The sequence below is a fragment of the Micromonospora sp. B9E7 genome, assembly GCF_039871815.1.
GTDB lineage: Bacteria > Actinomycetota > Actinomycetes > Mycobacteriales > Micromonosporaceae > Micromonospora.
Map to the genome: position 1 here is coordinate 25,503 of NZ_JBDPLX010000026.1, position 20,328 is coordinate 45,830.

23 protein-coding genes are annotated in these 20,328 nt (G+C 69.9%); 16 read left to right on the forward strand and 7 right to left on the reverse strand.

The genetic code is table 11. The annotated features are described in order from the left end of the window. Nucleotides 1–170: 170 nt before the first annotated feature. The gene (locus tag ABGB10_RS29195) at nucleotides 171–629 is read left to right on the forward strand and encodes a GNAT family N-acetyltransferase (RefSeq protein ID WP_347664206.1); all 459 of its coding nucleotides are present in this window, start codon (nucleotides 171–173) and stop codon (nucleotides 627–629) included. Here the strand turns inward: ABGB10_RS29195 and ABGB10_RS29200 are convergent. The 3 genes from ABGB10_RS29200 to ABGB10_RS29210 form a co-directional block, all read right to left on the reverse strand. Continuing rightward, a complete protein-coding gene (locus tag ABGB10_RS29200) occupies nucleotides 618–1,832 on the reverse strand; it encodes a cation:proton antiporter (RefSeq protein WP_347664207.1) in 1,215 nt (404 codons plus the stop codon). The genes ABGB10_RS29195 and ABGB10_RS29200 overlap by 12 nt on opposite strands. 5 nt (nucleotides 1,833–1,837) lie before the next feature. After that, nucleotides 1,838–2,338 carry a cation:proton antiporter regulatory subunit gene (locus tag ABGB10_RS29205; RefSeq protein WP_347664208.1) on the reverse strand — a complete coding sequence of 167 codons (501 nt, stop codon included), beginning with the start codon at nucleotides 2,336–2,338 and terminating at the stop codon, nucleotides 1,838–1,840. Between the two features lie 247 nt (nucleotides 2,339–2,585). Beyond that, entirely contained in the window at nucleotides 2,586–3,722 is a 1,137-nt protein-coding gene (locus tag ABGB10_RS29210; protein ID WP_347664209.1) for an epoxide hydrolase, read from the reverse strand. Nucleotides 3,723–3,807: 85 nt separating this feature from the next. Here ABGB10_RS29210 and ABGB10_RS29215 point away from each other — a divergent pair, with 85 nt between their 5' ends. The 5 genes from ABGB10_RS29215 (at nucleotide 3,808) to ABGB10_RS29235 (ending at nucleotide 9,314) form a co-directional block, all read left to right on the forward strand. Beyond that, nucleotides 3,808–4,452: a helix-turn-helix domain-containing protein gene (locus tag ABGB10_RS29215; protein WP_347664210.1), complete on the forward strand. Its 645-nt coding sequence runs from the start codon at nucleotides 3,808–3,810 to the stop codon at nucleotides 4,450–4,452. Nucleotides 4,453–4,538: 86 nt separating this feature from the next. Next, nucleotides 4,539–7,130 (forward strand): ATP-dependent chaperone ClpB, encoded by a 2,592-nt coding sequence (clpB, locus tag ABGB10_RS29220; protein WP_347664211.1) that lies wholly within the window; start codon nucleotides 4,539–4,541, stop codon nucleotides 7,128–7,130. A 101-nt stretch (nucleotides 7,131–7,231) separates the two neighbouring features. Further along, nucleotides 7,232–7,612, forward strand: a complete 381-nt coding sequence (locus ABGB10_RS29225) for a hypothetical protein (RefSeq protein ID WP_347664212.1) — start codon at nucleotides 7,232–7,234, stop codon at nucleotides 7,610–7,612. Between the two features lie 69 nt (nucleotides 7,613–7,681). Further along, the gene (locus ABGB10_RS29230) at nucleotides 7,682–8,533 is read left to right on the forward strand and encodes a hypothetical protein (RefSeq protein ID WP_347664213.1); all 852 of its coding nucleotides are present in this window, start codon (nucleotides 7,682–7,684) and stop codon (nucleotides 8,531–8,533) included. 190 nt (nucleotides 8,534–8,723) lie between these two features. Further along, nucleotides 8,724–9,314, forward strand: coding sequence for a DUF4178 domain-containing protein (locus ABGB10_RS29235; protein ID WP_347664214.1), 591 nt, complete (start codon nucleotides 8,724–8,726; stop codon nucleotides 9,312–9,314). 120 nt (nucleotides 9,315–9,434) lie between these two features. On the opposite strand, the gene ABGB10_RS29240 is transcribed toward ABGB10_RS29235, so the two are convergent. After that, the gene (locus ABGB10_RS29240) at nucleotides 9,435–9,728 is read right to left on the reverse strand and encodes a hypothetical protein (RefSeq protein ID WP_347664215.1); all 294 of its coding nucleotides are present in this window, start codon (nucleotides 9,726–9,728) and stop codon (nucleotides 9,435–9,437) included. Nucleotides 9,729–10,178: 450 nt separating this feature from the next. Between ABGB10_RS29240 and ABGB10_RS29245 the strand changes: the two genes are divergently transcribed. The 5 genes from ABGB10_RS29245 (at nucleotide 10,179) to ABGB10_RS29265 (ending at nucleotide 13,642) form a co-directional block, all read left to right on the forward strand. Next, complete coding sequence (locus ABGB10_RS29245) at nucleotides 10,179–10,940, forward strand: hypothetical protein (RefSeq protein WP_347664216.1); 762 nt, start codon at nucleotides 10,179–10,181, stop codon at nucleotides 10,938–10,940. Between the two features lie 72 nt (nucleotides 10,941–11,012). Next, on the forward strand, nucleotides 11,013–11,678 hold the full coding sequence (locus tag ABGB10_RS29250) for a hypothetical protein (protein WP_347664217.1): 666 nt from the start codon (nucleotides 11,013–11,015) through the stop codon (nucleotides 11,676–11,678). 10 nt (nucleotides 11,679–11,688) lie between these two features. After that, nucleotides 11,689–12,498 (forward strand): SDR family oxidoreductase, encoded by an 810-nt coding sequence (locus tag ABGB10_RS29255; protein ID WP_347664218.1) that lies wholly within the window; start codon nucleotides 11,689–11,691, stop codon nucleotides 12,496–12,498. Nucleotides 12,499–12,667: 169 nt separating this feature from the next. Beyond that, nucleotides 12,668–13,207: an orotate phosphoribosyltransferase gene (gene pyrE / locus ABGB10_RS29260; protein ID WP_238643249.1), complete on the forward strand. Its 540-nt coding sequence runs from the start codon at nucleotides 12,668–12,670 to the stop codon at nucleotides 13,205–13,207. A gap of 57 nt (nucleotides 13,208–13,264) precedes the next feature. Further along, the gene (locus tag ABGB10_RS29265; protein WP_030332125.1) at nucleotides 13,265–13,642 is read left to right on the forward strand and encodes a metalloregulator ArsR/SmtB family transcription factor; all 378 of its coding nucleotides are present in this window, start codon (nucleotides 13,265–13,267) and stop codon (nucleotides 13,640–13,642) included. 169 nt (nucleotides 13,643–13,811) lie between these two features. Here ABGB10_RS29265 and ABGB10_RS29270 read toward each other — a convergent pair whose 3' ends face one another. Further along, nucleotides 13,812–14,636: a DedA family protein gene (locus tag ABGB10_RS29270; protein WP_347664219.1), complete on the reverse strand. Its 825-nt coding sequence runs from the start codon at nucleotides 14,634–14,636 to the stop codon at nucleotides 13,812–13,814. Nucleotides 14,637–14,872: 236 nt separating this feature from the next. On the opposite strand from ABGB10_RS29270, the gene ABGB10_RS29275 reads away from it, so the two are divergent. Then, nucleotides 14,873–15,352: a SigE family RNA polymerase sigma factor gene (locus ABGB10_RS29275; RefSeq protein WP_347664220.1), complete on the forward strand. Its 480-nt coding sequence runs from the start codon at nucleotides 14,873–14,875 to the stop codon at nucleotides 15,350–15,352. A 2-nt stretch (nucleotides 15,353–15,354) separates the two neighbouring features. Continuing rightward, nucleotides 15,355–16,416: an LCP family protein gene (locus ABGB10_RS29280; protein WP_347664221.1), complete on the forward strand. Its 1,062-nt coding sequence runs from the start codon at nucleotides 15,355–15,357 to the stop codon at nucleotides 16,414–16,416. Between the two features lie 77 nt (nucleotides 16,417–16,493). Here ABGB10_RS29280 and ABGB10_RS29285 read toward each other — a convergent pair whose 3' ends face one another. Next, complete coding sequence (locus ABGB10_RS29285; RefSeq protein WP_347664222.1) at nucleotides 16,494–16,706, reverse strand: hypothetical protein; 213 nt, start codon at nucleotides 16,704–16,706, stop codon at nucleotides 16,494–16,496. Between the two features lie 123 nt (nucleotides 16,707–16,829). On the opposite strand from ABGB10_RS29285, the gene ABGB10_RS29290 reads away from it, so the two are divergent. Beyond that, nucleotides 16,830–17,213, forward strand: a complete 384-nt coding sequence (locus ABGB10_RS29290; protein ID WP_269681659.1) for a phage holin family protein — start codon at nucleotides 16,830–16,832, stop codon at nucleotides 17,211–17,213. 136 nt (nucleotides 17,214–17,349) lie between these two features. After that, the gene (gene fbaA / locus ABGB10_RS29295) at nucleotides 17,350–18,375 is read left to right on the forward strand and encodes a class II fructose-bisphosphate aldolase (protein ID WP_124771129.1); all 1,026 of its coding nucleotides are present in this window, start codon (nucleotides 17,350–17,352) and stop codon (nucleotides 18,373–18,375) included. A 49-nt stretch (nucleotides 18,376–18,424) separates the two neighbouring features. Here fbaA and ABGB10_RS29300 read toward each other — a convergent pair whose 3' ends face one another. Further along, nucleotides 18,425–19,618: a hypothetical protein gene (locus ABGB10_RS29300; protein WP_347664223.1), complete on the reverse strand. Its 1,194-nt coding sequence runs from the start codon at nucleotides 19,616–19,618 to the stop codon at nucleotides 18,425–18,427. Nucleotides 19,619–19,865: 247 nt separating this feature from the next. On the opposite strand from ABGB10_RS29300, the gene ABGB10_RS29305 reads away from it, so the two are divergent. After that, nucleotides 19,866–20,294, forward strand: coding sequence for a DUF3151 domain-containing protein (locus ABGB10_RS29305; protein WP_347664224.1), 429 nt, complete (start codon nucleotides 19,866–19,868; stop codon nucleotides 20,292–20,294). The last annotated feature ends 34 nt before the right edge of the window (nucleotides 20,295–20,328 follow it).

Below are 20,328 nucleotides of genomic sequence, written 5' to 3' on the forward strand. Positions count from 1 at the left end.
GCCAACCTTCCGCTCTCGCCCGCGTCTGGCAACGCTGCCTGCGGACCCTGGCTGCTGGGGCGAAACGGTAACCCGCCGTCGGGTGCTGCGGTAGTACCCGTGGGGAGCAATTCCGCAACCGTTGGCACGGGCGGGCCTATTGCATCGACAGCGCGGCCGATGATGCTGCTATGACAATCCAGGTTCGACGGTTCCAGCGAGGCGCCGAGGCCGAGTTCGTCATGGGGCTGGAGTGGCTTTTCGCCCCTCCTGGTAGCCGTCCCGTGGATTGGGACCGCGACCGCGCCGTCGAGCGGACCGCGCAACTGCTCACCCACGAAGACGTCGCACTCTTCGAGGCGCGATCGGACGAAGGCCAGTTGGTCGGCGTGGCCAGCGTCTACGTGGACATCCTCTCGGTGCGCTTCGGCCGTCGGGCTTCGATCGAGGACCTCGCCGTGCACCCCGGTTGGCGCTCCCGGGGTGTCGGTTCCAGCCTCCTGGCGGCGGCCAGGGCGTGGGCGCACGAACGGGGTGCCAACTACGCCTTCCTGGAGTCCGGCCTCGCCCGAACCGAGGCGCATCGCTTCTACCTCCGGGAGGGTGCGACCCACGCCGCCGCGGCGTTCAGGTGGAGCTCAGTGCAGTGAGTCGACGACCGGGGTCGGCTCCCGCCGCTGGGCCGCCGCGCGGTTTCGCAGCCACCGCTTGAACCACGGGAAGTCCGGCAGCCGGGCCAGGATCGGTCCGGTCACCACGGTGATCAGGACGTACGTCGCGGCCAGCGCCGCCAACCGAGGCTCGACGCTCCCGGCGGCCACCGCCAGACCGGCGATGACGATGGAGAACTCACCTCGGGGTACGAGTGCCAGGCCGGCCCGCCATCGACCGGGTTCCGCGATACCGACCCGGCGGGCCGCGAGGTAGCCGGTGAGCGTCTTCGTCGCCATGGTGACCACGGCCAGGGCGAGCGCCGGCAGCAGCACCGGCGGGATGTCCCGGGGGTCGGTGACCAGGCCGAAGAAGACGAAGAACACAGCGGCGAACAGGTCCCGCAGCGGCGAGAGCAACTCGGTCGCGTGGTGCGCCACCGGACCGGAGAGCGCGATACCGACCAGGAACGCGCCAACCGCCGCCGACACCTGGAGCTTCGCCGCGATGCCCGCGACCAGCACCGTCAGACCGAGTACGCCGAGCAGTAGCGCCTCCGGGTCCTTCGCCGACAGCGCGGAGGAGATCAGGTGGCCGTACCGGATGGCGACCACGAGCACGATCAGCACCGTACCCACCGCGATGGTGAGCGCGATGCCACCGCCGAGCAGGCCGCTGCCTAGCAGCACGGCGGTGACCAGCGGCAGGTAGAGCGCCATCGCCAGGTCCTCGATCACCAGCACCGAGAGGATCACCGGGGTTTCCCGGTTGCCGAGCCGTCCCAGGTCGGCGAGGACCTTGGCGATCACGCCGGAGGAGGAGACCCAGGTGATGCCGCCGAGCACCAGGGCGGCGACCCAGTCCCAGCCGAGCAGCAGCGCGAAGGCCGCGCCGGGCAGCGCGTTGAACACGCCGTCGATCAGCCCTGCCGGGGCCGCCGAGCGGAGGTTGCCGACCAGTTCGTTGGCCGAATATTCCAGGCCGAGCATCACCAGCAGCAGGATGACGCCGATCTCGGCGCCGACCGCGAAGAACTCCTCACTGGCATCGAGCGGCAGTAGGCCGCCGTGCCCGAACGCGAGCCCGGCGAGCAGGTAGAGGGGGATGGGAGAGATGCCGAAACGCCGGCTGAGCCGGCCGAGGAGCCCGAGCAGCAGCAGCAGCGCGCCGACTTCGACGAGCAGCGTTTTGAAATCGTGCATCCGCCTCAGCCGTCCGGGTCACTGTCGGCGAGGATGGCGGACACGCCGTCGAGACCCCGGCGGGTCCCGACGACGACCACCACGTCGCCGGCTGCGAAGCGGAAGGAGGGGAGTGGCGAGACGATCACTTCGCCTTCGCGCAGCACCGCCACGATGGAGGCGCTGGTGCGGGTACGCGCCTTGGTGTCGCCGAGCTTGCGGTTGACGTACGGGGACCCGGCCGTGATGGCGATCTGCTCGGTGAGCAGCCCGGCCGCCTGCTCGCGGAGCCCGGAGAGCTGTCCGAGCATCAGCGACGCGCCGAGGATGTCGGCCAGAGCCTCAGCCTCGTCGTCGGTCAGCGGAATGTCCGCCTGGCAGGCATCGGGGTCGTCGCGATCGTAGAGGACGAGATCACGGCGGCCATTGCGGTGGGAGACGACGCCCAGGCGGCGTCCGGACTCCGTCACCAGATCGTGGCGTACCCCGATCCCGGGTAAGGCGGTCTGCTCGACACGTACTCGCACCCTGCAAGGCTACCGCTTCGTAAACAAAGCGCAGATCTTGGAAGGACAGCGCCCCCGGCCCTTGATCCACTCGACATTGCCGATGTGGGGGTTTCGAGTCGGTGGGACACCCCGATATCGGCGATGTCGTGTCGATCACGAACCGGCCGGCGAAGCCGAGCCGTGAGCCTGCTTCCGGAAGGTCGGGCGCCCGGGATGCGGCCGTGCCCGCCCCGAACCAGCGGGGCGGGCACCGGGGTCTCCACCGTCAGCGGAGGCTGGCGAAGAACTCGCGGATGTCGCCGACCAGGACCTCGGTGGCCTGGTGGGCGGCGTAGTGGCCGCCAACGTCGCCGCGGCCCTCGACGTCGCTCTCGTACGCCGTCCACCGGACGATGTTCGCGTGGTCCCGTTCGGCGAAGCGGCGGATGGACTGGAAGTCGCCGGGGAACATGGCCAGCGCGGTCGGCACGGTGGTCGGCTCGGCGGGCTGCTGGTCGGCGTGGGCGTCCTCCCAGTAGAACCGGATCGCCGACGCGGCCGTGCCGGTGAACCAGTAGAGCGCCACGTTGCCGAGGACGAAGTCGGCGTCCAGGCTCTCGTCGAAGAGTTGGGCGTTCCAGGCGAGCAGCCCGACCGGCGAGTCCGCCAGGCCGAACGCCAGGGTCTGCGGCTGCTGGCTGTGCACCTGGTTGAAGGAGAACTTGTTCTCGTAGAACCACTGGAGGTGCCCCAGCGCCGCCTGGTCCGCCTCGGTCAGCTCGGCGAACTCGGCCGGGTCGCCGGAGGGGAACGAGAAGAGTTGGGTGACGTGGACGCCGAGCACCCGTTCCGGATCGATCCGGCCCAGCTCCGGCGCGACCATCGAGCCGGCGTCGTTGCCGACCGCGCCGTAGCTGTCGTACCCCAGGCGGTTCATCAGCTCGGCCCAGGCGCGGGCGGTGCGGAAGCGGTTCCAGCCGGCGCTGCGGGTCGGGCCGGAGAAGCCGAAGCCGGGCAGTGACGGGACGACCACGTGGAAGGCCGGCGAGTCCGGGTCGGTCGGCTCGGCGAGCGGCGTGATCACGTCGAGGAATTCCAGCACCGAGCCGGGCCAACCGTGGGTGAGCACCAGCGCGGTGGCGTCCGGCCGGGACGACCGGACGTGCAGGAAGTGGATCTGCTCGCCGTCGATCTCGGTGACGAACTGCGGGTAGGCGTTCAGGCGGGCCTCGACCGCACGCCAGTCGAAGCCGTTGCGCCACCGGTCGGCCAGGGCGCGGACGCGGTCGTCGCTCATCCCGTAGGTGTCGCCGGCTCCGGGCAGGTCGGCGGGCCAGATCGTGCGGTCCAGGCGGGCGGCCAGATCGTCGAGTGCGGTCTGCGGGATCTCGACGCGGAACGGGCGGATCGCGGTGCCGGTCATCTTGGAACTCCTTCGGAACGGAATGTTTCGTTCTGCAATCACAGTAGCAGACCGGAACGATCCGTTCCACTGGTAGTCTGACGTCATGCCGACCTCTTCCGAAAAGACGCTGGGTGGCCGCCGCGCCCAGGCCGCCCGCAACGACGAGGTGATCCTCGAAGCCGCCCGCGCGGTCTTCCTGGACGACCCGAAGGCGCCGATCGCCGCCGTCGCCGAACGCGCGGGGGTCGGGATCAGCGCCCTCTACCGGAGGTATGCGAGCAAGGAGGACCTGCTGCGCCGGCTCTGCCACGACGGGTTGCGCCGATACATCGCCGAGGCCGAGGCGGCGCTCGCCGAGCCGGACGACTGGACGGCGTTCAGCACCTTCCTGGCCGGGGTGGTCGACGCCGACGTGCACTCGCTCACCGTCCACCTGGCCGGCACCTTCACTCCCACCGAGGAGATGGGCCGGGACGCGATGCGCGCCGGCGAGTTGGCCACCGTCCTGTTCGAACGGGCTCGCGCCAGTGGTCGGCTGCGCCCGGACGTGGTCGTACAGGATCTGGGGTTGCTGCTGGAGGCGTGCGCTGCGGTGCGCGTACCCGATTCGCGGCGGACCGGGGAACTGCGCCGCCGCCAACTCGCGGTGCTGCTGGCGGGCCTGTCGGCCGGGCCGGCCACGGACCCGCTACCCGGTCCGGCGCCCGCTGCGGGCGAGTTCGACTGGCGGTGGCGGCGTCGGGAGTGACGGGCGTCACAACGCTAAGGTTGAGCGGAATACGCTCAACTCTGGTTGTGTCCAACCCAGTGGACAACGCCGATCCGGGGGAGCCCATGAACACCGAAAGACTCACCACCAAGAGCCGCGAAACCATCACGGGCGCTGTCGCGCTGGCCAACCAGCGTGGTCACGCCACCGTGGAGCCCTGGCACCTGCTGCTGTCCCTCCTGGACACGGACGGCTCGACCGCCACCGGTCTGCTGCGCGCCGTCGGGGCCGACCCGACCGAGCTGCGCCGGGCCGCCCAGCGCGCCGTCGACGCCCTTCCGGCCGCCCGGGGCTCCAGCATCGCCGAGCCGACACTGGCCCGGGAGTTCGTCAACGCCATCGGCGCCGCCGAGCAGATCGCCCGCCCGTTGGGCGACGAGTACACGTCCACCGAGCACCTGCTCGCCGGTCTGGCCCGGGTGGGCGGCGCGGTGACCGGCGCGCTGAAGACCGCCGGTGCCACCGAGGAGGCCCTGGTCGCGGCCTTCCCGACCGTTCGCGGTGGCGACCGCCGGGTCACCACCGCAGATCCCGAGCAGACCTATCAGGCCCTGACCAAGTACGGCGTCGACCTCACCGCCAGCGCCCGGGACGGCAAGATCGACCCGGTCATCGGCCGGGACTCCGAGATCCGCCGGGTCATCCAGGTGCTCTCCCGGCGCACCAAGAACAACCCGGTGCTGATCGGCGAGCCTGGCGTGGGCAAGACCGCGATCGTCGAGGGCCTGGCCCAGCGGATCGTCACCGGTGACGTGCCCGAGTCCCTGCGCGACAAGAAGTTGATCTCGCTGGACCTTGGCGCGATGGTCGCCGGCGCGCAGTACCGGGGCCAGTTCGAAGAGCGACTGAAGTCCGTCCTGGAGGAGATCAAGAACTCCAACGGGCAGGTCATCACGTTCCTCGACGAGCTGCACACAGTCGTCGGTGCCGGCAAGGGCGAGGGCTCGATGGACGCCGGCAACATGCTCAAGCCGATGCTGGCCCGTGGTGAGCTGCGGATGGTGGGCGCCACCACGCTGGACGAGTACCGCGAGCACATCGAGAAGGACCCGGCTCTGGAGCGCCGCTTCCAGCCGGTGCTGGTCGGCGAGCCGACGATCGAGGACACCATCGGGATTCTGCGCGGGCTCAAGGAGCGCTACGAGGTGCACCACGGCGTACGGATCACCGACGCCGCGCTGGTCGCCGCCGCCACGCTCTCCGACCGCTACATCACCGACCGGTTCCTGCCGGACAAGGCGATCGACCTGGTCGACGAGTCCGCGTCCCGGCTGCGCATGGAGATCGACTCCCGACCGGTCGAGGTCGACGAGATCGAGCGCGCGGTCCGCCGGCTGGAGATCGAGGAGATGGCGCTGGCCAAGGAGCCGGACGCCGCCTCCGCCGAGCGGCTGGAACGGTTGCGTAAGGAACTGGCCGACAAGCGGGAGCAGCTCACCGTGCTCTCCGAGCGGTGGCAGACGGAGAAGAGCCACATCACCAAACTCTCCACCGCGAAGGAGGAGTTGGAGCGCCTCGGCGGCGAGGCCGAGCGGGCCGAACGCGACGGCGAGCTGGAACGCGCCGCTGAGCTGCGCTACGGCCGGATCCCCGCCCTGAAGGTCGAGCTGACCCAGGCGGAGGAGGAGCTGGCCCAGCTCCAGGCCGACGGCGCGATGCTCAAGGAGGAGGTCGGCGCGGACGACATCGCCGCGGTGGTCGCCTCCTGGACCGGCATCCCGGCCGGTCGCCTGCTCGAAGGCGAGACAGCCAAGCTGCTCCGGATGGAGGAGTCGCTGGGCGGCAGGGTGGTCGGCCAGACTGAGGCGGTCGGCGCGGTCTCCGACGCGGTACGTCGCGCCCGCGCCGGAATCGCCGACCCGGATCGCCCGACCGGCAGCTTCCTCTTCCTCGGCCCCACCGGTGTCGGCAAGACGGAACTCGCCAAGGCCCTCGCCGAGTTCCTCTTCGACGACGAGCGGGCGATGGTCCGCATCGACATGAGCGAGTACGGCGAGAAGCACTCGGTCGCCCGCCTGGTGGGTGCCCCGCCCGGTTACGTCGGCTACAACGAGGGTGGCCAGCTCACCGAGGCGGTGCGCCGTCGGCCGTACTCGGTGGTGCTGCTGGACGAGGTGGAGAAGGCCCACCCGGACGTCTTCGACGTGCTGCTCCAGGTGCTGGACGACGGTCGGCTCACCGACGGCCAGGGCCGCACGGTGGACTTCCGCAACGCGATCCTGATCCTCACGTCCAACCTCGGGTCATCGGTGATCGGTGACCTGACGCTGGCCGAGGAGCAGCGCCGGGAGGGCGTCCTGGCCGTGGTCCGGTCGCACTTCAAGCCGGAGTTCCTCAACCGGCTGGACGACATCGTGGTCTTCGCCTCGTTGCGGGGTGACGATCTGCGCTCCATCGTCGACATCCAGTTGGACCGGATGCGGCGGCGGTTGGCCGACCGCAGGCTGGGCCTGGAGATCACCGACGCCGCCCGCGACTGGCTCGCCGAGCACGGCTACGACCCCATCTACGGTGCTCGCCCGCTGCGTCGTCTGGTCCAGACCGCGATCGGAGACCAGTTGGCGAAGTCCCTCCTGGCGGGCCAGATCCGCGACGGCGACACCGTGCGGGTAGACCGTGGAACCAACCCGAACACCCTCGAGGTAAGCCCCGCCTGAACACGGTGATCAAGAGGTTTGCGTCAGGGAGTTGTCTTCTCATGACGCAAACCTCTTGATCAACAGGGTGGAGCGCGGGTGGGCGGGGAAAAGGTGGGGGCATGTTTGGTATCGGCAAGAAGTGGGAGCGGGAACTGGAGTCGGCCGTTGACGCCTTGGTCACGGCGGACACGCTCGCCTTCGGTGGGGTGGGCATCGCCGGGACGTTGTTGCCGGTGACCGAGGCGTACCACCGGGTTGCGGCCACCCTCGACGAGCACCCCGCGGAGGTACGCCGACAGCTCGACCGGGTGCTCGCCGACGGCACACCCGCCGGCCGGGCGTACGCGGCGACGCTGCTGGAGCGGATCGACCCGGCGGCGGCACGAGCGGCCTGGACGTCGCTGCGGGACGACCCGAGCGAGTTCACCACCTTCGTCGGCTGCGTGATGGACCGCGAAACCCTTGGCAACTACGCCACCCAGCGACTCGCCGCAGCGTGATCCATTCGCCGATCGGTGCTGCCCGATCGGTCCTGCCGGTCGCCGTCGCCGCGCCGTACGTTGCGAGCCATGAGCCCGCCCGCCACCGCGCCGCGTCCGCCTCGCCCGGTCATCGTGACCGTCGCCTTCTGGCTGCAACTCGCCGTGGTGCTGGCGCTGCTCGGCCTGGCCGCGCTGGCGGTGGTCGAGGCGGTGCACTTCGACGGCCAGATCGACCGCGCGGTGCGACTGGTGCCGGACGCCGACCCGGACGAGGTGGCTGGCGAGCGGCAGGGCAACGTCGCGATGACGCTGATCCTCGGCGTACCGGCGGTGTTGCTCGCGGTCTGGCTGGCGGTCACCGCCGTCCCGGTCCGGCGGGGCGCCAACGTCGCGCGGATCCTGGTCTTCGTCGCCAGCGGCGCGCAGCTGGTGGTCTGCTTCGCGCAGTGCTGCTCCGCAGGGTTCCTCGTGCCCCTGCTGACCACGCCGGAGTTCGGGGCGGAACCGCCACCGGAGTGGGAGGAGTGGGAGACCTCGCCGTTCTTCGACACGCTCTACGCCGGCACCGATCCCTGGGACGACCTGTTCTTTCCTGCGGCGGGGCTGGGCGTGCTCACCGTTCTGACACTGTCCGGGGCCGTGGTCCTGCTGCTGGCGCTGCCGCCGGCGCACCGTTGGTTCGTGCCCGGTGCCGCGAAGGAGACGCCGCCCGGCCCGGCCTGGTTGATGCCCGGTCCCAGCTACGCCACGACCGGCTACGGGTATCCGCCAGTTCCGCTCGTACCGGGCTTCCTGCCGCCGGGCCAGCCGCTCCCACCCGGCTACCTGATCTGCCCCGACCCGGCCGCGCACCTGACACCGGGCGCGCCCGGCACGATGCCAGGGCCGACCGGACCGTCGCCGATGCCACCGGAGGACGAACCCGACGGTCCCCGTTAGCGAGGTGGCGGCGTCCCTGGCCGGCCTGCCGCAGGCTCAGACGACGGCCGCCCGCCAACGCCGCCCGGACTCCGCTTCGGCTCGCCCGAAGACTTTGGCACGCCTCGGCTGAGCTGTCGGCCACAGCACGGGCCTTCCGGGTGCCGAAGGTTGTTACCGTCTGCGCCGACGTACCTGGGGAGGTGGTCGGGTGGACGCGGTGACGACGTACCTGGTGGCGGCAGTTGCCGTACTCGCGGTGGTCGCGATCCTCGTGCGGGCCCGCCGGCGGGCGACGAGCCGGACCGACGGCCGGTCGGTAGCGCCGCCGCCCGCCGGCCCGCTCCGCCTGGCGCTGCACGACCGCGTCCGCATCCGCGACCGGGAGTACGCGGTGAGCGGCACCATCCGCCTCGTCGAGGGGGACTGGAGTTGGGTGCAGCACCTGCTCGACGACGACTCCGGCACCCGCCACCGGCTGTCCGTGGAGGACGGGCCTGAGGTGGAGTTGGTGCTCTGGACGGCTGAGCCGGGCGCGACAGTCACCCCGGGCGCCCCGACCATCGAACTCGGCCGGCGGCGCTACACCTGGACCGAGACCGGGCAGGCGCGCTACACCGCCATCGGGGAGACCGGGCTGCCGTCGGCCGGAACGATGCGCTACCACGACTACCAGTCGGGTGGTGCCGCGCGACTCTCCTTCGAGGCGTACGGCGAGGAGGGTTGGCGGGTGGCCCGCGGCGACCTGCTCGACCCCGCCGATCTGGTAATTCACACCGGCGGCGACACCCAAGCGAATTAAATGGTGGGCGGACTGGGCGGAGGTTCGATCATCGTGCAATTGCAATTGCAATTGCTGCGCCGCAGCCGAGTCGACCATTCGAAACTGAGCCGACCCGGCCGCAGTGCAGCTAATTAAAAATTAAGCCAACAGCCCAATGAGGGTGTGCGGCAGGCTGGTGGCGCCGAAGAAATTGGAAACGCACCCGAAGTTGCTGAGCGTTCCGTTGTTCGTGAGGCGCACGCCTTCGGCGATGCAGGCGGCGAGATTGGGGTAGACGCCCCACGCCGGCCAGCCCATAGCCTGGAAATCCCCTGCGACGCTGGACACGGGAGCTGGTGAAACGGTCGGGGCAGCCTGCGCCGGTGCGGCCAAGGCGAGCGAGCCGACAGCGAGCGCGCCGGACAAAGCCGCAGCGCGAACAAACTTTTGCATCCTTGCTCCTTCTGAGCGTCTGACATTCCCTGTCTTAGACAGGTCGGCTGCCCAAGACAGCTTGCAAACCCCCCGCGGGCCCACGAAGCCACGTCGACAACCAATTGCTGGGCGTCAACGCCCGTCTATGGGACCATGCTCTGGCTTGGCTGGCAACCCCGATCACCGTGTCCGCTCACGTTTTTGCAGTTCAAAGGCGTATCAAATATTTGCGAACTGTCCTTTGGCGCAGGCAACCGTCGAAGTTGACTGGCCTTTCGCCCGAAGGTCCCCCGTTGGCGGCGACGAAAACCCCTCACGAGCGGACGCGCCAGGCGACGGTGCGACGCTCTGCCCACAGTGGCCCCGCGCTGCGGATTGCACCCGCATCCCGGCCTGGCTCTCTGTCCCTGAACTGTCGCTCGTAGGGCGGTGTCGATACGGTGTCATCCTGATCACATAAGGAGAGCCATGGCCAATCCTCTCAGCAAGCCGACTCCGGTGCGCCCAGGCGTCGTGACGATCTCGACGTATCTGGTGCTGCTGTTCGCGTTCACTCAACTGCTCAGCCTGATCATGGTCATCAGCGTGAGTGGCAGCATCCGGCAGGGCTTCCAGGATGCGTACGAGGGCACGGAAGATGTCGAAACCATTGGAACGGTCGCCGTCGCCTTCGCGGTTGCCTCCGTCGCAGTGCTCCTGGTGCTCGCGCTCGTTCTGGTTGTGCTGGCGATGTTCAACAACCGTGGACGCAACGGAACCCGGATCACCACTTGGGTGGTTGGCGGCATCCTGGTCTGTTGTGTCGGTGGCTCGGCCATCAGTGGTGCGGCCGGAGCTTCCCCGGGTGCTTCGGGCGGCGGCGCCAACGCGCCGAGCGGCGAAGAGATTCAACGCAGCATGTCCGACGCCCTGCCCTCCTGGTATGGCCCGGCCAACACCGCGGTGAATATTGTGGGACTCCTGGCACTGCTCGCGGCGTTGATCCTGCTCGCGTTGCCGAAGTCGAACGAGTTCTTCCGCAAGCCCACCGCAGCCTGGGAGCCGCCCACCCCGGGCGCCAGCTACCCGGGGCAGCCGCAGGCCTCGGGGCAGCCCGGTTACCCGCAGTCGACGGGTGAGCCCGGCTACCCGTCGAGCGGCGAGCCGAGCTACCCGCCGCCGGCCACCAACCGGCCGGACGACACGCCGCCTGCGGACCGTCCCGGGTCGACTCCGCCGTCGACGAGTTGACCGAGGGATAAGCACGACGCCGACGATCCCTCCGAGTAGGTTGCAACCCGACACCTACCGGAGGGATTCGTCGTGTCGTACCCGGAATCGGCACCGGCCCGCCGGCCCGCCGTCGTCCTGACTGCCTCGGGCGCGCTGCTGGTGATGGCGGTCGCCGCGCTCGCGTACGCCGTGGTCGACCTGGTGGTGCTGGGCGGAACGGTCGACGCGTTCCGCTCTGCGGCCCGGGACACCTCGGCCAGTCCGGAGCAGATCGCCGACGTGGTGACCCTGCTCCGGGCGTCCGTCGTGCTGTCGGCGGTGGTGGCCGCGCTCTCCGCCCCGGTGCTCGCCGGCCTGGCCCTCGGGCTGTTGGCGGGTCGCAACGGCGCGCGGGTGGCCACCTGGGTGGTCGGCGGGCTCGGCCTTCTCGCGGGCTGTTGCAGCGTGGCGGTGCTGATCGGTGAACGAGCCGCGCCTCTGCAACTGGGCTCCGGTGAGCAGGCTGTCGCCGAGTTGCTGGGGCTGATCGGCGACGCGTACCCGTCGTGGTGGATCCCGTTGAACGCCGGGCTTTCCGTCGCGCAGGGGCTCGGTTACCTTGTAGTAGCTACGCTGCTGGCCCTGCCGGCGGCCAACGCCTGGTTCGGTCGCCCCAGCTCGACCGCGCCGACCATGCCGTCCGCACCACCCGCGTTCACGCCCGCCCCGCACCAGTCCCCGTCGGCGCCACCCGCGCCCCCGTACCCGCCCAGGTGAGGAACCCGCCGTGCCGCTCGATCCCACGACTGCCGAGCGCCGGGCTCTGATCACCGGGGCCACTGCGGGCATCGGCGCGGCGTTCACCCGGAGGCTCGCTGCCGACGGCTGGCATCTGGTCCTGGTCGCGCGTGACGCGGCCCGGCTGACCGAGTTGGCCGACGAGCTGGGCTCGACCCACGGTCGTGTCGTGGAGACGATCCCGGCGGATCTGTCCACCGACGACGGCTGCGCCGTGGTGGAGCGGCGGATAGCCGAGGGTAGCCCGGTGCACCTTCTCGTCAACAACGCCGGCATCAGCCTGAACAAGCCGTTCCTGCGCTCCACGGCGGAGGACGAGGCCCGCCTGTTGCGGCTCAACGTGCACGCGGTCATGCGGTTGACGCTGGCGGCGCTGCGGCCGATGACCGAACGGCGGGATGGGGCAGTGATAAATGTCTCTTCGGTCGCCGGGTTCGGCGCGGCGATGCCCGGCTCGACATACTCGGCCAGCAAGGCGTGGGTCACCAACTTCAGCGAGTCGGTAGGCCTTTCGGCACGACCATTCGGTGTCCGGGTGATGGCTCTCTGCCCCGGCTACACCCGCACGGAATTCCACCAACGGGCCGGCATCAACATGTCCAAGACGCCGGAATGGCTGTGGCTGCGGGCCGAGGATGTGGTCGACGAAGCCCTGCGTGACCTGCGCAAAGGCAAGATGGTCAGCGTCCCGGCGTGGAAGTACAAGATGGTCGTCGCCGGCATGCGGCATGCGCCGCGCAGGTTGCTCCATGCTGTCGCGAAGGACACTCGCGGTCGCATCGGTCGCGACGAGCGCTGACCCTCGACAGGCCCACCACACCCCATCGGTGGCCGAGTCGCCGTTGGCGCGCCGCTGTCAGCCCAGTAGCTGAGCGTAGTCGAACATCGCCAACCATCGGTCCCCCACCGGGTTGGTCAGGGTGGACCCCACACACGGCGTTCAGACTTGAGCAGTAACCTCTATCGCCATGGGGGACCACGACGACCTGCGTAAATTCATTACCGACCTGGCTGTGGTCCACGGACGGGTCGTGCTCTCCTCGGGGCGTGAGGCAGACTGGTACGTGGATCTGCGGCGCGTCACGCTCCATCACCGGGCCGCTCCTCTGGTCGGTCGGGTGTTGCTGGACCTCACCGCCGACTGGGAGTACGACGCCGTCGGCGGCCTCACTCTGGGCGCGGATCCTGTCGCGCTCTCGATGCTGCACGCCGCAGCTCCGACCGGTCGGGCCCTGGACGCCTTTGTGGTGCGCAAGGCGGGCAAGGCACACGGTCTACAGCGGCGGATCGAAGGACCGGAGGTGGCCGGCCGCCGGGTGTTGGCGGTGGAGGATACGTCCACGACGGGGGGAAGTGTGTTGACCGCTGTCGAGGCACTTCGCGAGGCCGGGGCGGAAGTCGTGGGCGTGGCGGTTATTGTTGATCGAGGCGCCGGCGACGCGGTGCGAGCCGCCGGATTGCCGTACCGGGCGGCCTATACGTTGGCTGACCTCGGCCTTGTGGCGTAAAAGTTTGCCGATTCGGATCTGCTGATATGCAGGCGGATCGATGCTGCTGGTGGAAGGATGGAATACGTGGGAACTGCGTTGGCCGAAATGACTATGCCTCAGATCTCGCCGCTTAACGGCGAGCCGATCGAACGTGCCGATGCCGAGCGTCTCGCCGGGGTCCTCAAGGCCCTTGCCGATCCTGCTCGGTTGCGGCTGCTCAGCCTGATCCAGTCGGCCCCCGAGGGCGAGGCGTGCGTCTGTGACCTGACCGCGCCGCTCGGCCTCTCTCAGCCGACGGTCAGTCATCACCTGCGTATCCTCACCGAGGCCGGTTTGCTGCAGCGGGAGAAGCGCGGTGTCTGGGCGTACTACAGCCTGGTCCCGAGTGCGATCGCGACGATCGCCGACCTGCTGACCCCGCCGCGTAAGCGAGCCACCAAGAAGGCCCGCTGACGTAGGCGCAACACGCCGTCCTGCGTCGGGGCGGCATCCGGTGATGAGCCAGGGGTGGCGTCACCGGTGGGTGATACCTGCTCGTCCCCGGTCGCACCACCGGAGGCCGGGTACGACATGCCGACGGCCGACCCCCTCGCCAGGGGGCCGGCCGTCGTCGTACGCCGGGTCAGCGATCCTGACCGTGCTCCGGGCGCGGGCGGTCGTGCTGGTGGCGTCCGTCGTGGTCGAAGGCCTCACGGGCCGCCTCCACCGCGCCGGCGGCGCTGGCCGCCGCGACCACCGCGACCGCCTCGCCGCGCTTACGAGCCCGCCGGTCGCGAAGGAACTCGAAGAAGATCGGCAGCACCGAGATCACGATGATCAGGGCCACCACCGGCAGGATGTAGTGGTCGATCTTGTCGCCGATGGCCTGGTAGATCTGCTCCGCCAGCAGGTAGCCGATCAGCAGGATGCCGTCCACCCAGAGAATCGCGCCGACGATGTTCCAGAGCAGGAACTTCCGGGCCGGCATGCCGAGCGCGCCCGCGACCGGGTTGAGGAACGTCCGGACGATCGGGATGAAGCGCGCCAGCACCACGGCCTTCGCCGGGCCGAACTTCTGGAAGTAGTACTCGGCCTTCTCCACGTACTCCTTCTTGAAGAGCCGGGAGTTCGGCCGCTCGAACATCGGCCGGCCATACCGGGCACCGAGCCAGTGCCCCAGCTGGGCGCCGACGATCGCGCAGATGGGCCCGCCGATCAGCAGGCCGGCCAGGGAGAGGCGGGTGCCGTCGCCGAAGATCGCGTCCGCCACCGGCGACGAGGCCACTCCGGCGAGGAACAGCAGCGAGTCGCCAGGGAAGAAGAAGCCCACCAGCAGGCCGGTCTCGGCGAAGAGGATCACCCACACGCCGATCAGCCCGAAGGTCTGCAGGAGTTCCTTGGGATCGAGCGGGTTCAGAGCGACGCTCTCCCCGAGAGCGCGGATGTTCTCAGCTGTGTCCACGGCCACAAAGGGTACCGAAGCCCAGGTCTCGTGCCGCGCCGGACCGGCTCCTCACCACCCACCCGCGTAGTGGGGCCCAACGACGGTGCCCCGCCGACCGGCAAGGTCGGCGGGGCACCGGTGGTGCGGGGTGGATCAGGCGACGAAGCGGGTCCGGCGGCGAACCGAAAGGTTGATCAACGGCACTGCAACGTTCGGTCGGTGCGCTCCCGTCATCTGAGGCAGGAGCCCCGGGAGGTGCAGTGACGTACGAGGAGTTCGCGGACACGCGGCTGGCCCCGCTACTGCGGTACGCGGTGATGCTCAGCGGCGATCCGCACCAGGCTCAGGACCTGGTCCAGGAGACCATGGTCCGGGTCCAGCTCAACTGGCGACGGGTTTCCCGGGCGGACTCGCCCGAGCGTTACGTACGCCGGATGCTCACCAACCAGTACGTCGACTGGCGGCGTGGCTCCTGGGTCCGCCGGGTGCTGTTGCGCGGGGAGTCCGACGCGTCGGTGCCGGCGCTCACCGATCACACCCAGTCCGCCGTCGACCGCGACCAGATCTGGTCCTGGTTGTCCCGGCTGCCGCGTCGCCAACGCGCCGCCCTGGTGCTGCGCTACTACGAAGACCTGCCCGACGCCGAGATCGCCGACATCCTCGGCTGCGCCGTCGGGACCGTCCGTTCGTCCATCTCCCGGGCCCTGGCCACGCTCCGGGCCGAGTACGTGGAGGCGTGAACATGATTGAGGACGACCTGCGTGCCGCCTTCGCCCGGCACGAGCCGTTGACCCCGTCGACCGGCCCACTGCGGGCCGCGATCGACCGGCTCGCCGCCACCCGCCGTCGCCGTCGGCAGCGGTTCCAGGCCGCCGGCGTCACGCTCGCCCTGCTCGCCGCGCTCGGAGTCGGGGTGCCGCAACTACGCCCCGATCGGCCGGTGGAGGGCTCGTTGTTGCCGGGTCGACCGGCTGACGTTCCGACCGAGGCGCTGAATGTCCTGCTGCTCGGCGTGGACGGCTTCGGCGAGGAACCGTCGTACCGGTTGGCGGACTCCATCCTGCTGGTACACATCCCTGCCGACCGGAGCCGGCCGTACCTCATCTCGTTGCCCCGCGACCTGGAGGTGTCGATCCCCGGCCGGGGGATCGACAAGCTCAACAGCGCGTTCTTCAGCGGTGCCGACGAGACCCGGCCCGACCTGGACGCCGGCTACGACCTGACCCGCCGGGTGGTCACCGACCTGACCGGGGTACGCGTCGACGCCGGCGCGGTGCTGACCTTCGCGGGGCTACGGCGGATCACCGACGCCGTCGACGGGGTGGAGGTCTGCCTGCCGAACGAGGTCCGGTCCTGGCACACCCGTCGGATCTTTCCGGCCGGGTGTCAGCAGCTCGACGGAGCAGCCTCCGTGGATCTGCTGCGGCAACGGCGGTACCTGCCCGACGGCACGTTCGACCGGGACCGAAACGCCCAGCGCTACGTCGCCGGTCTGATCCGGCGAGCGGCCGCGCAGGACGTGCTGAGCAACCCGGTCCGACTCGCCGCGCTGCTGTCGGCCGCCGGCAAGGGTCTGACGGTCGACGACGACGGCCTGCCGCTGACCAGCCTGGTGGCGGTGCTGCCCAAGCTGAAGAGCGTCGACCCGGTGGGGCTCAGCCTCCCGGTCGGCCCACCGGCGGGCAACGCTTCGCGGCTGCAGTTGGACCCGAAGCAGGGCCCGGCGTTCCTCGCCGCGCTGGGCGAGGATCGGTTGGCGCGGTGGGTGGAGCAGCACCCGGAGCAGGTCAACCGCACCCGCTGACGGACGAGGAGTTCGCGGAAACCGACCGGCTCGGGTCAGGCGCTCTGTCGCAACGGGCAGTCGGCCCTGCGACGGGGTCAGCGGTAGTCGTCCTCGTCGCCGGTGACCACCCGGGCCTGCTCCATCGCGTCCCAGTCGTCGACCTCCAGGCCACGGTGCGGTTCGCCGTCGACGTCCTGCGGGCCGACCGCGGTGGCCTGCTCGACCGCGTCGGCCGGATCGGCCTCCGGGTCACGCTCGTCCGGGGCGAGGTTGTCGCCGGGCGTGAAGTCCTCGTCGGGCTGACCCATCGTCCCTCCCGGGGGTCTCGGGGCACGGTTCCCACCCACCGTACGGGCTGAGACGGCGCCGTGCCCGGAAGCGAGTAGGCGGAATCAGCCCTCGACGACGCGACCCGGTGCCAGGATGGTGCCGTGGGCTTCCTCATCCGACTGGCGATCACTGCGGTCGCGCTGTGGATAACCACTCTGATCGTGCCCGGAGTGGACGTGCATGGTCGCTCGGGCGGCAACACCGTCCTCACCCTGATCGTGGTGGCGCTGATCTTCGGCGTCATCAACGCGGTGCTCAAACCGGTGATCAAGGTCGTCGGCTGCGTGTTCTACCTGCTGACCCTGGGTCTGTTCGCGCTGGTGGTCAACGCCCTGCTGTTCCTGCTCACCGACCGGATCGCCCGCGGCCTCGACCTGCCGTTCCAGGTGGACGGTTTCTGGGCGGCGTTCTGGGGAGCCATCGTGATGACAGTGGTCACCTGGTTGATCAGCGTCATCGTGCCGGACAACCTGGACCGCCGGTGAACGGCTGACACCCGGGTCGGTTGTTCCGGCGCACGCCACCTACGGGATACTGCCGGGCGGAGGACAGCGCGGTCCGGCGCACAGATGAACAACAGCGGCCAGCACGGCCGAGAGTGGTAAGTAAGGAGCGCATCACATGCCCATCGCTTCCCCCGAGGCCTACGCGGAGATGCTGGACCGCGCCAAGGCTGGCCGGTACGCGTACCCCGCGATCAACGTGACCTCCTCCCAGACGCTGAACGCGGCGCTCAAGGGCTTCGCCGACGCGGAGAGCGACGGCATCATCCAGGTCTCCACCGGTGGTGCCGAATACCTCTCCGGCCCGTCGATCAAGGACATGGTCACCGGCGCGGTGGCGTTCGCCGCGTACGCGCACGAGGTGGCCAAGAAGTACTCGGTCAACATCGCGCTGCACACCGACCACTGCCCGAAGGACAAGCTCGACAAGTTCGTGCGTCCGCTGATGGGCATCTCGCAGGAGCGGGTGAAGCGCGGCGAGGAGCCGCTGTACCAGTCGCACATGTGGGACGGCTCGGCCGTACCGGTCGCGGAGAACCTCCAGATCGCCGCCCAGCTCCTCGACGAGGCCGCCAAGGCCAAGATCGTCCTTGAGATCGAGGTCGGCGTCGTCGGTGGCGAGGAGGACGGCGTCGAGAACGCCATCAACGACAAGCTCTACACCACCACCGAGGACGGCCTGGCCATGGTCGAGGCGCTCGGCCTCGGCGAGAAGGGCCGTTACATGGCGGCCCTGACCTTCGGCAACGTGCACGGCGTCTACAAGCCGGGCAACGTGAAGCTCCGCCCCGAGATCCTCAACCAGATCCAGGAGGCGGTCGGCGCGAAGTACGGCAAGGACAAGCCGCTCAGCCTGGTCTTCCACGGCGGCTCGGGCTCCCTGCTGAGCGAGATCCGCGAGGCGCTGGACTACGGCGTGGTGAAGATGAACATCGACACCGACACCCAGTACGCCTTCACCCGGCCCGTCGCGGACCACATGCTCCGCAACTACGACGGCGTGCTGAAGATCGACGGCGAGGTCGGCAACAAGAAGCAGTACGACCCGCGCGCCTGGGGCAAGGCCGCCGAGGCTGGCCTGGCTGCCCGGGTCGTCGAGGCGTGCGAGCACCTGCGCTCGACCGGCACCACGATGACCAAGTAACGACGTACCACCGGCGGCCGGCTCCCCTCGTGGGGGCCGGCCGTTGTCGTCAGGCGGTCAACAAACGGACGGCTTCGTGGACGTCGTCGGTGAGGTGGATCGACGCCGACAGGTCGCCGAACGGGGACGCGGCCAGCAGCGGACGCAGCAACGACTCCACCGGCAACTCAGCGGTCCAGTAGGTGCGGTCCAGGAAGATGTACGCGCCGCTGGCACCGTCGGTGCCGTAGTAGGTCTTGGTGGCCGCCTGGAACACCTCCTGCACCGTTCCCGCCCGCCCGGGAGCGAAGACGATGCCTCCCCGGGCGAGTCGCAGGATGGTGTCCTCCCGGATCGCGTTCGAGAAGTACTTGGCGATCCGCCCGGCGAACAGGTTCGCCGGTTCGTGCCCGTACAGCCAGGTCGGGATGGCCAGCCCACCCGCTCGCGCCCAGCCCAGGTCGTCACCCCGCTGCCGGGGTACGCCCGCGTACCGCTGCCGGACCGTCAGCGCGGTCGCCGTGTAGCGGTGGTGGTCGGTGAAGTCGGGCGCGGTGGCCAACAGGTCGATCGCCGCCGTCACGTCGGTCGCCGGCCGGTCGGCCAGGTACGCGCCGAGGTTCGCCGCCTCCATCACACCGGGACCGCCGCCGGTCACCACCAGGCGGTCGGCCCGTGCCAGCTCCCAACCCAGCACCGCCGCCATCCGGTACGCGGGACTGCCGCGCCGTACCGCGTGGCCACCCATGATGCCCACCACCGACTGGGGACCATGTCCGGCCAGCCACGCTCGGGTCGCGTCGGCCAGCGCGTTGTCCACACCGTGATCGTGCAGCCGCTGACCCAGCGCCTCCCTGACGTCCGGCAGCGCGCCGCCGTGCGCTCGGTAGTGGTCGTACACCCGGGTGTCGTACATCCCGGCGAACCCGCCCTCGGCGAACCCGGCGGCCAGGTCCTCCGGGGTGTAGAGGTGCGTCGGCTGGGTCGGGTACGGCAACCCCGAGAACGGCGGAACCACGTTCGCGCCGCGCCGGACCAGGTCGGCGCCGACGTCCCGGGACGCGAAGCGGCAGCCCACGAAGAGGGTGCCGGCGACGTCGATCCCGGTCAGGTCGGGCACCGGCGCGAGGTCGAGCCGCAGGCCCTGCACGGTCAACCCGGTCAGTCGGCCGGTGGCCAGCTGCCGGTGCAACTCGTCCGGGGTCTGGATCTCGCCCGCGTGCAGGTGCGGCTCGATGACGTCGGTGGGAGGTGGGGTCGGCACCGAGCCATCCTGCCCCTTTGCCGGGGCCGGCCAAACCTCGGGCCCGGACGAAACGACAGGAGCCCGGTGACCGTGGCCACCGGGCTCCTGCGTTACCGGTTCCTGGGGAGGCTCCGGACCATTAGTTGTAGTGGAAAACACCTGGCGGCGGCATAGGCCGCAGGCGTGACCAACTCCTCAGCCGTTCAGCGGAACGTGTCGGCCGACCCGCTCGCGTGTCGGCCTGTCCAGCGGGTTGAATGGGGCGATGCAGAACCTTTTGCCAGAGCCACCGGCTACCCGCCTGCCCGCGAACGACGAGGCCGACGCCGCCCTGGCCGCCGCCGACGAGGCCGGCACCGACGAGGCGTTCGCCAGCGTGGCGGCCGGCTTCCCGACCTTCAGCGCGGCCTGGGCGGAGCTCGCGGCGCGGGCGTTCGCGCAGGATCAGGTGGTCACGGCGTACGCCTACGCGCGCACCGGCTACCACCGGGGCCTCGACCAGCTGCGTCGCAGTGGTTGGAAGGGGCACGGCCCGGTGCCGTGGTCGCACGAGCCCAACCGGGGCTTCCTCCGCTGCCTCTACGTGCTGTCCCGGGCCGCGGACGAGATCGGCGAGGCCGACGAGGCGGCCCGCTGCGCCCAGTTCCTGCGCGACTGCGACCCGGAAGCAGCGGACGCGCTGGCGAGCAACTGACCCACTCCGACGGCCGGCCCGACACCCGGGCCGG